Consider the following 15091-nt stretch of genomic DNA (forward strand, 5'->3'; position numbering starts at 1 on the left):
GCGTGACAAGCTCTCTGATAGGCCCAATTTGCCTGACTTGGTTTTTCAGACTTGGAGGTTTCAGAATCAGCTTTTTTCCTTCGGACTCAGTCGCTCACTCATCCAGGCACCTATGTCAGCGATCTGCTGGGGGCATACTGCATGAGCCATGGGATACTGGCGGTAGCTGGCGCCATAGCCCAATTGCTGCAGCTTCGCATGAGCCTCACGTCCAAGGGACTCGGGTACAACTGGGTCCATACTGCCATGATGCACCTCAATGGGCAGGCTCCGATTGGCCTCGTTGAGCACAATGGAATCCACAGTGGCGAAGTAAGTCGACAGTGCCAGCAAGCCTCCCAGGGGACGTTCGAAGCTCAACGCGGCCTCGTAGGCAACGGCACCACCTTGAGAGAACCCCACCAGCAGAATGCGACGACTATCGATGCCCTCTTCGATCTGATCGCGAATCACCCCTTGGATACGTTCTGCAGAGCTACGCAGTTGAGCCTCGTCGACCCGACGGTTGAGGTTCATCTCAAGAATGTCATACCAGGCAGGCATGACCATGCCACCATTGACAGTGACGGGTAGACGCGGAGCATGGGGCAAGATGAAGCGCACCCTGGCGAAGTCCGGGCGTGGAAGCATAGGGACAATGGGTTCGAAATCCCGACCGTCAGCGCCCAATCCATGCAGGATGATCATGCATGCATCAGCACGACCATCCAGAGGTTCAATGACCAGTTGGTCCTTGTCACTCATTCTTTTCTCTCTCAGCTAGTGCCATAAAGTGAGATGGCTTCACGTCACGTCTCACATGATCGAAACAACAGTATCAGCATGACAACAACTGCTGTATAGCCGGGCCGTACCAATCATCCATACAGGACCATGAAGAAACGAGCCATGAAAAACCAGAAGTCATGGAATCAGAAATCCCAGAAATACAAAAGGCCCGCCGAAGCGAGCCTTTTGATTTTCAAGCTATTCCATCAAGCATCGACACATAAGAATTGCTAGAGAAATATCAATCCGCTAGCAGTCGTGCCGATTTATCGAATTTAGTCGATGAGCTTGATGTTGGAAGCCTGGAGGCCTTTCTTGCCCTGAGTGACGTCGAAGGAGACCTTCTGACCGTCCTGCAGAGACTTGAAGCCGTCCGCTTGAATTTCGGAGAAGTGAGCGAACAGGTCGTCACCGTTGTCGTCCGGAGAGATGAAACCGAAACCTTTAGCGTCATTGAACCACTTGACTGTACCAGTAGCCATTTACGAATCCTCGTATCACTTTGAATTGCCGGGAAATACCCGAGTAGCAGTGGGTAAAACAAGAAACCTTTCCCGGGAAACCGATGCAAGAGCTTCGATGACCACTGAGATGTTCAACTTGCCAACCAACTGCGACCAGCATGCGCTGTCCTGGCGCCTACGTCAACATATTTGCTCACCATGACATAGACATTACACTCCTCGCTTGATCCAAACCGCCGCTTTTTCAGCAATCATCAGCGTTGGCGAATTCGTATTTCCGGATACGATGGTCGGCATCACACTAGCATCCACCACTCTCAGACCACTGACCCCATGGACCCGCAAGTGAGAGTCTACCACGGCCATAGGGTCTTCTCTCCTGCCCATGACCGCAGTGCCTACAGGATGAAAAATCGTGGTGCCAATGTCTCCCGCGACCCTGGCAAGCTCCTCGTCACTCTGAAAATCCGTTCCGGGTTTCATCTCCTGAGGAGAGTAGTGTGCGAATGCCGCCTGCTGCACGATGCGCCGGACCACTCGCAATGAGTCCGCAGCCACCTTGCGATCTTCCTTCGTTGATAGATAGTTCGGTGCAATTTTCGGAGCTTGGGAAGGGTCGGTGCTCTGAATTCGGACCGAGCCCCGGCTGGTAGGGTTGAGATTGCACACACTGGCAGTGATGGCGGGGAAATCATGCAGAGGTTGCCCGAACGCTTCCAGGCTCAGGGGTTGAACATGAAATTCCAGATTGGGCCATGGCTGATCCTCACTGCTACGCGTAAATATTCCCAGTTGTGAAGGCGCCATGCTCATGGGCCCTGTGCGCTTGACCAGATAGTCCCAGGCAATGCGCATCTTGCCCCAGACAGAGTTGGCCATGGTATTGAGAGTCTTCGCATCACTGAGTCGATAGACTGCACGCAACTGCAGATGGTCCTGCAGGTTTTCCCCGACACCGGGAGCCTCCTTGAGCACCGGAATTTCGTACTGCTCAAGCAGTTTCCGGGGGCCTATTCCGGATAGTTGCAACAACTGGGGCGAACCAATGGCACCCGCGCTCAGCACAACTTCGCGGTTGGCACGTATCGCCCTAGTCTTGCCGGCATGCCGCACACGGACCCCCCTACATCGGAGCTGTTGATCACTCTCTGGGTCATCTGCTTTCCTGGTATCTGACGCATCCCCTGATGTCGTCTCAAACAACAGTCTTTCCACCATGCTGGAATGCCATAGAGTCAGATTGGGTCGTGCAAGTGCATCCCGTAGAAAGGCCTTGGCAGTATTCCAGCGCCAACCTGAACGCTGATTGACTTCAAAGTAGTCGACCCCTTCATTATCGCCGCGATTGAAATCCTCTGTTGCTGGAACACCAGCTTCCTGTGCCGCTGCAGCGAAATCATCCAGTACTTGCCAGGAAAAACGCTGACGCTCGATACGCCACTCCCCGCCATGGCCATGAAAGCGCTGGTGCTCGACATCACCATCGGCACCAGGGTCGAGCCGATAGTGATCTTCATGACGCTTGAAATCTTCCAGGCATGCCTCCCAGCGCCACACGGGATCTCCGGTCATTTCTGCCCAATGATCATAGTCACGCGCCTGTCCACGCATGTAGATCATGCCATTTATGCTGGAACAGCCACCCAGAGTGCGACCACGCGGGTACAACAGTGAACGACCATTGAGCCCCGGTGTCGGAACAGTGCGGAAACGCCAGTCTGTGCGTGGGTTATCGATGCAGTATAAATATCCCACCGGGATATGAATCCAGGGATAGTTGTCTCGTCCCCCGGCTTCTATGAGCAGCACCGAGGTATGGGGGTCCTCGGACAGACGCTTGGCCAACAGGCAACCGGCACTTCCAGCACCGATGATGATGTAATCGAAAATCACGCCATCAAAACTGTTTTCATCAAGGCTGTTTTCATTAAAGCTGTTTTCACTAAAACAAGGCGTAGCGGGGTTGTCTGGCGATACCGTCATGGGCTTGTGGCTCCGTTATGCTTATATTCGGACCGTCTCAGAACATATATCAGGAGACTTGGATGTCTGCCTTACCTATTCTCAGCGCATTCCCTGTTCGATATAGCGCTTATGCGCTGAGCATCGCAGGAACTGTCGTCAGTCTTGTCGGGCTTGGCTTCTCAGCGTGGTGGTGGTTGGGAGTCGTGATATTCGGTGGACTTGCCATTCTCGGCACCTTTGACATCCGGCAACGCAAACGCACGGTAAGCCGCAACTATCCGATTCTTGCTCATATGCGCTACTTCCTGGAGTCCATTGGTCCAGAGTTCCGCCAGTACTTCATCGAAGCCGACACTGACGAAGTGCCCTTTTCCCGGGAGCAGCGCAACCTGGTCTACAACCGGGCCAAGAATACCGTCGACAAGAAACCGTTTGGCTCCTTGCGTGACATGAATCAGCCAGGTTACGAGTGGATGAGCCCATCCTTGACTCCAACGCACATCGAGGATCACGACTTCCGCATCAGGGTAGGTGAAGATCGCGCCAGACCCTATGACGTCAGCGTGGTGAACATCTCGGCGATGAGCTTCGGTGCCCTGTCTCCCAACGCCATCAGTGCTCTGAATGAAGGAGCAAAGCGAGGGGGCTTCTATCACACCACAGGGGAAGGTTCGATTTCCCCCTACCACCTGCGTGGTGGTGACCTGGTCTGGCAACTGGGCTCTGGCTATTTCGGCTGTCGTCGCGAAGATGGTGGCTTTGATCCCGAAAAATTCCGCATCAATGCCCAGCGGGATGAAGTCAAGATGATCGAGATCAAACTGTCCCAAGGAGCCAAGCCGGGCCACGGTGGCATCCTGCCGGCCGCCAAGGTGACAGCGGAAATTGCCACGACGCGTGGTGTCCCGATGGGGCATGATGTCGTATCACCATCCTCTCACTCGGAATTTTCCACTCCACGAGAGATGATCGCTTTCATCCAGACCCTGCGAGAACTTTCTGGTGGAAAACCCGTCGGGGTCAAGTTGGCCATTGGCCATCCCTGGGAGTGGTTCGCCATGGTCAAGGCAATGCGGGAATGCAATGACCATCCAGACTACATCATCGTCGACGGCGGCCAGGGAGGTACGGGGGCTGCCCCGCTGGAGTTCATCAACCGACTTGGCATGCCCCTCAACGATGCACTCAACCTGGTGCATAACACTCTGGTAGGCGCAGGATTGCGCAAGCACATCCGCATTGGTGCCAGCGGCAAGATCATCAGCGCTTTCGATATCTGCCGCACCTTGGCTCTGGGCGCAGATTGGGTCAACATGGCACGTGGCTTCATGTTTTCACTGGGCTGTATCCAGGCCCAGAGCTGCCATAATGACCGCTGCCCAAGTGGCGTAGCCACCCAGGACACCACCCGTAGCAGCCGTCTGGATATCGAGGACAAGGCATCACGCGTGTACAACTTCCATACCAACACCTTGCATGCCCTGCGCGAGTTGCTCGAAGCAGCAGGCCTGACCCATCCTGGCGAACTCGGTCCTGAACACATTATCCGTCGCCTTGAAGATGGTCATGCCCGCCCCTATATCAGTCTGCTCAACCTGCTGGAACCCGACGAACTGCTCAATGGTGGAGCCAAGGATCATCCCCTCTACAATGAGTTCTGGGATATCGCCAGCGCTGATCGTTTTGATGCCCCCACCGCCTTGATTCGTCTGAGGGAGACGAAACTGAAGTGATATCAACACAGACCCAGGAACCCCAGTCGAACACTTCCACAGCCCATATCTCCCCGTCAGACAACGACCTGCCAGATGTTCTGGCGGGCCCGATTCTCCGCCGCCTGAACAGTGAGCGGTTATGCCTGTGGCTGGTCACCAGCCAACGGATGGAGATGAGCCTGGAGATTGGCCCGCAAGGCGATCCCATGCAGCAGCTGGTACTGGGCGATGACCACTGCCGTGTACTTCCCTTGGGTCGCTATGCCTACCTCTCTCTGATCGAGGTGGAATTGGAAGACCCGCTGCCCCAGGATCGGTACATCGAATACGATCTCAGGTTGCGCGGCCTGGAGGGAGTCGACAAAGAGGGAGGAGACAAAGGGGGAATCGCCGATTGGGCACCGCACCTTTGCTACCCGGGACAACCACGTCCCGCCTTCGTGATTACCGCCCAGCAACGCAGGCTGTTGCATGGATCCTGCCGTAAACCCCATTACCAGGGTCCCGACGGCCTCGCGCATGTGGATGGCTGGCTGGAAAGGCACCTTGATACTCCAGACGCCAGGCCCCGCTGGCTATTGCTTACCGGCGATCAGGTCTATGCCGATGATGTCGCTGGTCCCATGCTGGCCGCCATCCACGCTCTGATCCGACGCCTGGGACTGTTTGATGAGGAGCTGGACGGCGCAACCATTACCAATAGCCAGGAACTCTACGCCGACCAGCAAAGCTATTACCGACGCCAACACCTGCTCCCTGATGCTGAAGGCGTGCGCAAGAGCTTTTTCAGTGGTGTGCGCAAGCCCGTATTCACTTCGGACCATGCTGGCAACCACCTGATCACCTTCGCTGAAGTCATTGCCATGTACTTGCTGGTGTGGTCCCCCACGCCCTGGCGCCTGGTGGACATAAAGCGCCCAGCATTGGATGACGATCACCGCGACACGTTCGAACGAGAACGCAAGATCATCGACAGTTTTGCAGCGTCCCTGCCCCAGGTGGCCCGCGTGATGGCGCAGTTGCCCAGCCTGATGATCTTCGACGACCACGACATCACCGACGACTGGAATCTGACAGCCGACTGGGAAGCCACGGCTTATGGGCACCCATTTTCCAAGCGCATCATCGGCAATGCCCTGCTCGGCTACCTGCTTTGCCAGGGATGGGGCAATGCCCCCGACAAGCTGGCTGATCCCCTGGCGGAGGTTGCTCATCTGCTGAACGATGCCAAGGAACATTCAGATGGCACGAGCTTCTCGGATAGCACGCATTCTGGGTCTGAGGGCGGCTCAGCGCACACTAGCGAACATGCTGCCGGTTGGCTGAACGCAGCAATGCAGGACACGGTGATCCAGCACCTGCTGAAGTTCGAAGGTTGGGAATATGAGGTATCAGGCACTCCCAAGCTGGTCGTGCTGGATACTCGCACTCGGCGCTGGAGGAGTGAACGCAATCCGAAACGCCCCTCTGGTCTGCTGGACTGGGAGGCCTTGTCCGACTTCCAGCAACAGTTGCTTGATTCACCTTCCGTGGTGATTGTCTCTCCTGCCCCCATGTTCGGTGTCAAGCTGATTGAAGTCATTCAGTCCCTGTTCACTTTTGCCGGCAAGCCACTGATGGTCGATGCCGAGAACTGGATGGCCCACCGCGGTGCCGCCAGCGTGATGCTCAACATCTTCCGGCACTCGCGCACGCCTGGACACTACGTTGTCCTGTCGGGAGACGTGCACTACTCCTTCGTCTACGATATCCGCATTCGTCATCGCCATGGTGGCCCAAGACTGTGGCAGGTCACTTCCAGCGGGCTCAAGAACAGCTTCCCCGACACCTTGCTGGATGTACTGGACCGCCTCAATCGCTGGCTGTTTTCACCACGCTCACCCATGAACTGGTTCACCAAGCGTCGCCCCATGGCCATTCGCCCCAGGGACCCAGACCGCGCCAAAGCAGGCGAGCGCCTGTGGAATGGCCCAGGCATTGGCCTGATCGAGCTGGCCGAAGATGGCAGTCCTGCAGAGATCCGTCAGTTGGATGCGCGAGGCTTCGAGGTGATCTTCCCTCAACCACACCAACATGACTGATCAAGCGGGATCTGCGGCCCCCGGCTCTATCACCAACCGGTAACAAAGCAGGTCGCAAAGCTGATAGCCCCACTGTGCTGACTAATGCATTATGGAAGGCCGAATCACGTCGGCGATCCCGACGATTTCAGTCAATCATGGTCATGGAAGCACCCAGATGACGGTCACTCTTGATGATGTCCGCCAGGCGGCCGAAGCCACCGCTGGCCACCTGGTTCGCACACCTTGCCTATACTCGGCGACGTTATCCCGCCTCGCCGGGTGCGAACTGTATATCAAGTTCGAGAATCACCAGTTCACAGCGGCTTTCAAGGAGCGCGGAGCACTCAACCACCTGCTTTCCCTCAGTCCAGAGCAGCGCTCAAGAGGCGTGATTGCCATGTCTGCCGGCAACCACGCTCAGGCTGTGGCCTATCACGCCTCCCGCCTTGGAATCAAAGCCATTATCGTGATGCCTCGCCACACCCCCAACCTCAAGGTAAGCAATACCCGTGCCTTTGGTGCCGAGGTGCATCTGCAAGGCGACGGTGTGGATGAAGCAGGCGCCTATGCTCAACGCCTGGCAGCACAGCACGGCTATGTCTTCGTCCACCCTTACGATGATCCTCGCATCATCGCCGGACAAGGAACCATCGCAGTAGAAATGCTGGAGGATACTCCCGAACTGGACTGCCTCGTGCTTCCTATCGGTGGTGGCGGATTGATTGGCGGCAACGCAGTGGCGGCCAAGGGCATCAAGCCCGATATCGACATCATGGGTGTGCAGAGCGAACGCTTCCCGGCAATGAAGCAGGCGCTCGCTGGAGAACCAGTGCATTGTGGACGAGTCACCGTCGCTGAAGGCATTGCCGTAAAACAACCAGGCAATCTCACCAGGGCTTTGGTGAACGAGCATGTCAGCGACATATTGCTGGCCAGCGAAGCCGACCTCGAACGTGCCATCCTGATGCTGCTGGAAATCGAGAAAACCGTTGCAGAAGGAGCAGGAGCAGCAGGGCTGGCAGCGGTTCTCAGTCAACCTGAACGCTTCCGGGGCCGCAAGGTAGGCCTGGTGCTCAGCGGTGGCAACATCGACATGCAGGCACTCTCGTCGGTCATCCAACGCGGCCTGGTACGCTCAGGCAGGATCGTACGTGTTCGAGTCGGAATCCCTGATGTCCCGGGAGCACTGTCGGAACTCACCCTGCTGCTGGCCAATCAGCGTGCCAATGTCGTCCATATCGCCCATCAGCGTACATTCACTGACCTGTCACTGAGAGCAACGGAAGTCGAAGCAACCCTGGAAACGCTGGGAAGCGAGCACACCAGAGAGGTAATCGAAGCGCTGCGTGCAGAAGGCTACGATCCGGTATTGCCCGCCAATGAGATTCACCCGGACGAACGCTGGGGACAGCGTTCATGATGCTTCCATGTCTCCCTTGCACACACCCATGGTGTCGGGAGACCTCGCACGAAGGTACTAGAAGACACAGGTACTAGAAGACATAGGTGCTAGAAGACATAGACACGGCAAGCACAGATCAGCCGGCAAGAAGCCTGTCATCATGAGTGCGTTATCACTATGGGCGTGTTGTGATCAAAAACCGGGCCCTGGCTGCAACCGCCAGGGCCCGTATCATGCCAGGGAGATGATGCAGCACTCAGACCGGTCGAAAGTTCTCCAGCAACCCGGCCTTGCGCCAGGCCTCCCTGACCCGCTCTTCGTGCCGCTCCAATTCATCCACCTCGGCTGTCAGTTGCTCCGCTGACTTATTGTCCACCGCCATGTGTTTCAGCTTTATTGCTGCTCGCATGATGGCTGTGCACCCCAGCGTGGCCGAGGCATTGTTCAGCCTGTTCGCCTCATCCCCAAGCGCCTTGCAATCGCCACCCTCTATCGCGATGCGCATACGCGCCAGGCGTACCGGGTAATGGGCCAAGTAGTCATGCACCATGCGTTGCAAGGCATCAGCCGACATCATCGAACGTAGCTCATTCAGTGTCATGGCCGATATCTCCTCGCCTTCCTCCGGCTCATGGCACTGTCCTTCTCGCGACACTTCGGACAAGGCGCTGCCTGCTGTCAATCTCGCATAGACATGTGAAGGATAACGCTGGAGCACACTGCTCAGTTCCTTACGCGTAAAGGGCTTGCTGATCATATCGTCCATGCCTGCCTCAACGCTTGCTTGGCGGTGCTCGGGAAGGATGTTGGCCGTCACTGCTATCATCGGCACAGTGGTACCTTGTGCATGGTTCTGGCGCTCCAGCATCCGCCATCGGCGTGCAGTTTCGATACCATCCATGCCCGACATCTGCAGATCCATGAACACCATGTCAAAGGAACGCTCACTCAACACTGCCAACGCCTGCTCGCCACTGCTCACCAGTTCGGATGATTGCCCGAGGCGTGACAGCATCGCTGCCATCAACTCGCGATTGGCGGCATTATCTTCTACCACCAGCACATGATGAGGTGCCGGCAGGTCAGTTTGCATTCCTTCTTGTTCCGCTTCACGGCACTCTTCCTCGCAACTCGCCAAGGGAAGCTCGAACCAGAAGCGACTGCCACTCCCCACCTGGCTATCCACGAGTAACTCGCCCCCCATGGCCTGCACCAGACGTCGAGCAATCGCCAACCCCAGGCCAGATCCCTCATGACGCCGTGTCATCACGCTATCGACCTGCTGGAAAGGCTCGAAGATATGCCCCAGATCTTGCTCGCCAATGCCACAGCCTGTGTCATAAACGACAAAAGAGATGCCTCGGGCATCCACCTGGGTCACCCGTAACATGACAAAGCCTTGATCGGTGAACTTGAAGGCGTTGTCGAGCAGGTTCATCAATACCTGCCGCAAGCGATGCTCATCCCCCTTCACACATTCGGGCAGACGCGGCGCCAAGCGCATGAGAAACTGAACCTTGTCGCTCGAACTGATGCGGTAACCCTGAGCCAGTTGGTTCAGCATCTGCACCAGACTAAAAGGGACATCCTCAATACCCATGTGCCCAGCTTCGATGCGGGTATAGTCGAGGACATCATTGATCACCGTATGTAGCCCCTTGGCACTGGCCTCCAGGCTTTCAACATAATGCCGCCCCTCTTCACTAAGCGGCTCATCCTTGATCAGGTCGGTCATGCCAATGACACCACTGAGAGGTGTCCGCATCTCATGACTCACCATCGCCATGAAATCGGACTTGGCACGGCTGGTAGCCTCGGCCTGTTGCACCGCTTCTCGTAATGCCTGGGACTGCGCCTCCAGCAACTCCGCCTTGAGGGTATGGCCACGTGCTTCGCGAATCAGCAGCACAACCAGCGCACTGCCAGCCAGCATGATCAGCACGATGCACGCCAGCACAACGGCATACAGGTGCAACATCGCCCGGCTATCATCACTACGCAACTTGGCAACCGTGATGGTGTGCTCCAGCAGCATTTCCCGCGTAGCTTGCTGCAGCTTTGTCAGGGACGATAACAGGGTCTGGCGAACTTCCTCGTCGAAGGCTTTCTCGCCAGAATCCAGAGATTCCATCAGTGGTTCCAGCGACACGACCAGCTGCTCGACCTTCGCCGACCAGCTGGTATCCCGATATAGCTCGGTCATGAATCGTCGCGTCTGGCCTTGATGCATCAACTGGCTGCGGCCATAAGTGATGTCATATGCCAGCACCAGAGGCTCGACATTCTCTGGTGTCGTTTCCAGCGCCTTGATGCGCAAATCATGGACAGAGCGATCGAACTGGTAGAGATTCCAGCTCAGGGTATCCAGTGCTCGATGCATCAGGTCCTGCTGCCGATCAAGCGTCAAGCCCCCCGCCACCAGTGCCGCAACAAAGAACAGCACTGCCGCAATGGCAGAAACTCGGAACCTCAAGGGAAATGAGGACATGGCAGGCCCTGTGTCTTTTTCTCTCATGGTCTCGAACTTCGACGCACATCAATGGACGAGACCTGCCAAACAGACCGATGCAGATAAACCTCGGTATACAGTTCAGGGAAGTCATCAAAAGGATAGATCACGAACAACGGCCCCTGATCCCTCACCCGCATAGGAACACCATCACGGGACATGGCAAGGATGACATCATGTTCCATCGCGTCACTGACCGGAATTTCCGAAACATAGTCATTAAGGGCAGAAACGCGAAGCAGGGATCCTGTACTACCCACCGCTGATAACAGATCACGAAGCAGCGGCCCTCGGTAGACCGAACGACCGTCATACCAAGGAAGATGAGTACGCGTCTCATGCTGGGGCAAGGCTTCGAGCATGGCCCTATCAAAATGGGCTTCATCATCGACATTGGTGATCTCGATGTCACCTGTCACTTTCAATAACACAGGGCCGGACGGTGCTTCCAGCGCCTGAGCCAGTGACATTCCTCCAAACCACGCCCATAGGAGCATGCAGCCCCACCGCCATCCAAGCATACGCTCCATCCATCAGCGTAAATGAAATGCCGAATTGTAACTTAATGCTAATGTCATCCAGAAGAATGAACAACAGCGCGTTTTTTTCGAGCCCCTCTCTCATAAGAAAAGCGTACTCGACATCATAGCGCCCCCTCTCTTGCGAGGTAGTAAAGCCGATACTTCTGAGAGAGCGCCCATCCTTCCTGTATTCTCGACCTGAATCAATATGTTTCTAATGGCTATTTTCTAATGATGAATTTCCAAGTGGTACGGAGGCCTTGTCATTGCGATCATGATGCGTGGTGTTATGGTGCTTGGTGTCATGATGCTTGGTGTCATGATGCATAGTGTCCTGGGCCATCATCTGGTCTTGCACCATGTTCTTCTTCAGTCACCTGAGAAGAAAGTTCCTTGGTCAGCCACTCCGCCAGTGCCATGGATAGCGGGTGTCGCGGAGAGGCCTCGTTTCCAGGCAAGGCCAGCACCAGGTGTGCCTCAGTGGCAACGAACCCCCAAGGTGCAATAAGGCGGCCACTGCGCAAGTCCTCTTCAACCAGATAGTCTGGCGCTATCCCCACCCCTAGACCGACCAGGGTGGCTTCCAGCAGATAACTGAGATGATCGAACCCTTGGGCCTGGGTCAGTCGCGAGGCGTCCATGTCCTGCTGAGTGCACCAGTCCAGCCAGGCATCAGGACGTGACCGTGTATGCAGCAAGGGAAGTTCGAACAGCACATGCTGTGCAGGAGGCCAACTGCCACTATCCCGATCAATCTGGGGCCATTGTCCTGGGCGCAACACTGGCCCGATGCGCTCCGGGCCAAGAATCTGCAGTGTGTGACCATCATCGCCACCGAAAGGGGGCTGCTGAAAACGCAGTACAGCATCGACGCCAGGACGCAGTTGGCTGACGTCATCACTTGCCGTGAGATGGAGTTCCAGTTGAGGCAATGCCTGCTTGAGCCGCGCCATGCGTGGAATGAACCAGCGAGCCAGGAATGACCCAGGACAACTGAGCACGAAAGGTGTTTCGGCATCCCCTCGGGAAAGCTCGCGACAGACCCGTGCCAGACCTTCCAGATGATGACGCGTTGCCGTAGCCAGCTCTCTTCCCGCAGCAGTCAGCACCAGCCCACGGCCGGAGCGTTCGAACAAGCGCACCCCCATTTGCTCTTCCAACTGCCGAACCTGACGACTCACAGCCCCATGGGTGACATGCAGCAAGTCTGCGGCTCGGGATAGACTGTCGCAACGAGCCGCTGCATCAAAGGCTTGCAATGCCTTGAGCGAGGGTAAATGAGGCAAATCCGGCAACATCTCCGATGAAGGTGGTAGCGGCATATTGAACTCCTGGTCACAGGGCAAGAACCATGTCATCTATTGTGAGTTTTTCTCACACATCATCTCCATTATATCGATTTTCCTTGGCCTCTTCCGGAGGTAAGGTATCGACAAGACGAACTTTCCTTCAGGGAGCAGAGCATGAGTCAGACTACCGTCCCCCAGTCCCTTCGGCATGGCCCCGACGATCGCGGCTTCTTTGGTGACTTTGGCGGCCGCTTCGTTGCCGAAACGCTGATGCCACTGATCCTCGACCTGCAGCAAGAATACGCGAACGCTAGCCAGGACCCCGCCTTTGCCGAGGAGCTGTCTTCCTTGTCCAGGGATTATGTGGGCCGCCAGAGTCCTCTGTATCACGCTGACCGCCTTAGTGAACATCTGGGTGGCGCCAAGATCTATCTCAAGCGTGAAGACCTGATGCATACGGGTGCCCACAAGATCAACAATGCACTGGGCCAGATCCTGCTGGCCCGGCGAATGGGCAAGACCCGCATCATTGCCGAGACAGGGGCCGGCATGCATGGCGTTGCCACCGCCACCGTGGCAGCCCGCTTCGGCCTGGAATGCGTCATCTACATGGGCAGCACGGACATTCATCGTCAGCAGCCCAACGTCCAACGCATGCAGTTGCTGGGTGCCAAGGTCATCCCTGTGACTGCCGGCGATGGTACGCTCAAGGATGCCATGAATGAAGCATTGCGCGACTGGGTGACCAATGTCGCCAATACTTTCTACATCATCGGCACCGTGGCCGGCCCTCACCCCTATCCCGCCATGGTCCGCGATTTCCAGTCGGTAATCGGTGAAGAAGTACGCGAACAGCTTCAGGAAAAGGAAGGTCGTGGCCCCGACTCTCTGGTGGCCTGCATTGGAGGTGGTTCCAATGCCATGGGCCTGTTCCATCCCTTCCTCGACGATGAGAACGTCGCTCTGATCGGCGTTGAAGCGGCTGGCGAAGGTATCGATACCGGCAAGCACGCGGCCAGTCTGCGTGGCGGGGACCCGGGTGTATTGCATGGCAATCGCACCTTCCTTCTCCAGGACGAGGAAGGCCAGATCAGCGATGCTCATTCCATCTCCGCGGGCCTCGACTATCCAGGCATTGGCCCTGAACACGCCTGGTTGCACCAGATTGGGCGCGCCGAATATGTTTCTGCCACCGACCGTGAGGCACTGGATGCCTTTACCTTGCTGTGTCGTCTGGAAGGCATCATTCCAGCCCTCGAATCTTCCCATGCTCTGGCCGAAGTGATTCGACGGGCCCCAAGCCTGCCCAGCGATCACATCATGGTGGTCAACCTGAGCGGCCGTGGTGACAAGGACATGGCTACCGTGACTCACGTATTGGCCGACGAACTCGGCCTCAGCCAGTAAGGAATCGACATGACCATATCCCAAGACCGCCTGGCACGCCGCTTCGCTACTGTCCAGACTGAGAATCGGGCTGCTTTGGTAACCTACCTGGCCGCCGGGGACCCTGACTACGCCACCAGCTTGGCTGCAGTTCGCGGCCTGGCCGAGTCCGGTGCCGATATCATCGAACTGGGTATGCCCTTCACCGATCCCATGGCCGATGGCCAGGCCATCCAGCATGCCACCCGGCGAGCACTGGAAGCGGGCCAGACCATGGACAAGACCCTGGAAATGGTGCGTGAGCTTCGCCGTGAGAACAATGACATCCCGATCGTGCTGATGGGCTACTACAATCCCATCTATCGCCGGGGCGTGGAACGCTTCGTCGGCGAAGCACGAGAGGCAGGTGTCGATGGACTGATCGTGGTTGACCTGCCACCGGAGCACGATGACGAGCTGTGTCTGCCAGCTGCCAAGGCAGGGCTCAATTTCATTCGTCTGGCGACTCCCACCACCGATGCAGCACGCCTGCCCGGTGTACTGACCAACACCTCAGGCTTCCTGTACTACGTCTCCAGCACCGGTGTCACGGGAGGCGAGGCTCCCAGCGTCGAGCGCGTACAAGCCGAGGTCGACAGTATCCGCCAGCACAGTGACATTCCCATTGCCGTAGGCTTTGGCATCCGTACCGCTGAACAGGCTAGTGCCATCGGTCGTTTCGCCGATGGAGTGGTGGTGGGTTCGGCTCTGGTCGAAGCACTCGCCAATGCGGAAAGTCGCGAGGCTGGTGTCACCGCGGTCAAGTCCCTGACCGCTGAATTGGCCGCTGCACTCAAGACGGCCCGCGGCTGACCCCACCCAGCCTTGGAAAATTGACAGTCCCAGACACTGTCTAAAAGCAGGCCAGGAGCTAAAAGCTCCTGGCCTGCTTGCATTTCACCAGGACACTTCCCTCTTTTCATCACCATCAATTGGCTTATTTCACTGGAGTTTTTATCAAAAACGGGTG

General features: G+C 56.7%; 11 protein-coding genes. 5 read left to right on the plus strand and 6 right to left on the minus strand.

Annotated features, from left to right (window positions below; translation table 11 throughout):
* Positions 1–66: 66 nt before the first annotated feature.
* From Q1K07_RS13460 to Q1K07_RS13470, 3 genes are all read right to left on the minus strand, one after another.
* Complete coding sequence (locus Q1K07_RS13460; RefSeq protein WP_149285635.1) at positions 67–744, minus strand: alpha/beta fold hydrolase; 678 nt, start codon at positions 742–744, stop codon at positions 67–69.
* A gap of 299 nt (positions 745–1043) precedes the next feature.
* Positions 1044–1250, minus strand: coding sequence for a cold-shock protein (locus tag Q1K07_RS13465; protein ID WP_149285636.1), 207 nt, complete (start codon positions 1248–1250; stop codon positions 1044–1046).
* A gap of 192 nt (positions 1251–1442) precedes the next feature.
* Entirely contained in the window at positions 1443–3215 is a 1773-nt protein-coding gene (locus Q1K07_RS13470; RefSeq protein WP_300311693.1) for a GMC family oxidoreductase N-terminal domain-containing protein, read from the minus strand.
* A gap of 62 nt (positions 3216–3277) precedes the next feature.
* Here Q1K07_RS13470 and Q1K07_RS13475 point away from each other — a divergent pair, with 62 nt between their 5' ends.
* The 3 genes from Q1K07_RS13475 to Q1K07_RS13485 all read left to right on the plus strand — a co-directional run bounded on the left by Q1K07_RS13475 (position 3278) and on the right by Q1K07_RS13485 (position 8395).
* Positions 3278–4930 carry an FMN-binding glutamate synthase family protein gene (locus Q1K07_RS13475; RefSeq protein WP_300311696.1) on the plus strand — a complete coding sequence of 551 codons (1653 nt, stop codon included), beginning with the start codon at positions 3278–3280 and terminating at the stop codon, positions 4928–4930.
* Entirely contained in the window at positions 4927–6993 is a 2067-nt protein-coding gene (locus tag Q1K07_RS13480) for an alkaline phosphatase family protein (RefSeq protein ID WP_300311701.1), read from the plus strand. The genes Q1K07_RS13475 and Q1K07_RS13480 overlap by 4 nt, the downstream gene beginning before the upstream one ends.
* A 157-nt stretch (positions 6994–7150) precedes the next feature.
* Complete coding sequence (locus tag Q1K07_RS13485) at positions 7151–8395, plus strand: threonine ammonia-lyase (RefSeq protein WP_300311704.1); 1245 nt, start codon at positions 7151–7153, stop codon at positions 8393–8395.
* Positions 8396–8633: 238 nt separating this feature from the next.
* On the opposite strand, the gene Q1K07_RS13490 is transcribed toward Q1K07_RS13485, so the two are convergent.
* The 3 genes from Q1K07_RS13490 to Q1K07_RS13500 all read right to left on the minus strand — a co-directional run bounded on the left by Q1K07_RS13490 (position 8634) and on the right by Q1K07_RS13500 (position 12729).
* Positions 8634–10865 carry an ATP-binding protein gene (locus Q1K07_RS13490; RefSeq protein WP_300311707.1) on the minus strand — a complete coding sequence of 744 codons (2232 nt, stop codon included), beginning with the start codon at positions 10863–10865 and terminating at the stop codon, positions 8634–8636.
* A gap of 23 nt (positions 10866–10888) precedes the next feature.
* Positions 10889–11356, minus strand: a complete 468-nt coding sequence (locus Q1K07_RS13495; RefSeq protein WP_300311710.1) for a molybdopterin-dependent oxidoreductase — start codon at positions 11354–11356, stop codon at positions 10889–10891.
* Between the two features lie 368 nt (positions 11357–11724).
* Positions 11725–12729 carry a LysR family transcriptional regulator gene (locus tag Q1K07_RS13500; protein WP_300311713.1) on the minus strand — a complete coding sequence of 335 codons (1005 nt, stop codon included), beginning with the start codon at positions 12727–12729 and terminating at the stop codon, positions 11725–11727.
* A gap of 141 nt (positions 12730–12870) precedes the next feature.
* Between Q1K07_RS13500 and trpB the strand changes: the two genes are divergently transcribed.
* The gene (gene trpB / locus Q1K07_RS13505) at positions 12871–14103 is read left to right on the plus strand and encodes a tryptophan synthase subunit beta (RefSeq protein WP_300311716.1); all 1233 of its coding nucleotides are present in this window, start codon (positions 12871–12873) and stop codon (positions 14101–14103) included.
* A 9-nt stretch (positions 14104–14112) separates the two neighbouring features.
* A complete protein-coding gene (gene trpA, locus Q1K07_RS13510) occupies positions 14113–14934 on the plus strand; it encodes a tryptophan synthase subunit alpha (protein WP_300311719.1) in 822 nt (273 codons plus the stop codon).
* The last annotated feature ends 157 nt before the right edge of the window (positions 14935–15091 follow it).

Source organism: Halomonas sp. (genome assembly GCF_029263665.1).
In the GTDB taxonomy this organism is placed as follows: domain Bacteria; phylum Pseudomonadota; class Gammaproteobacteria; order Pseudomonadales; family Halomonadaceae; genus Halomonas.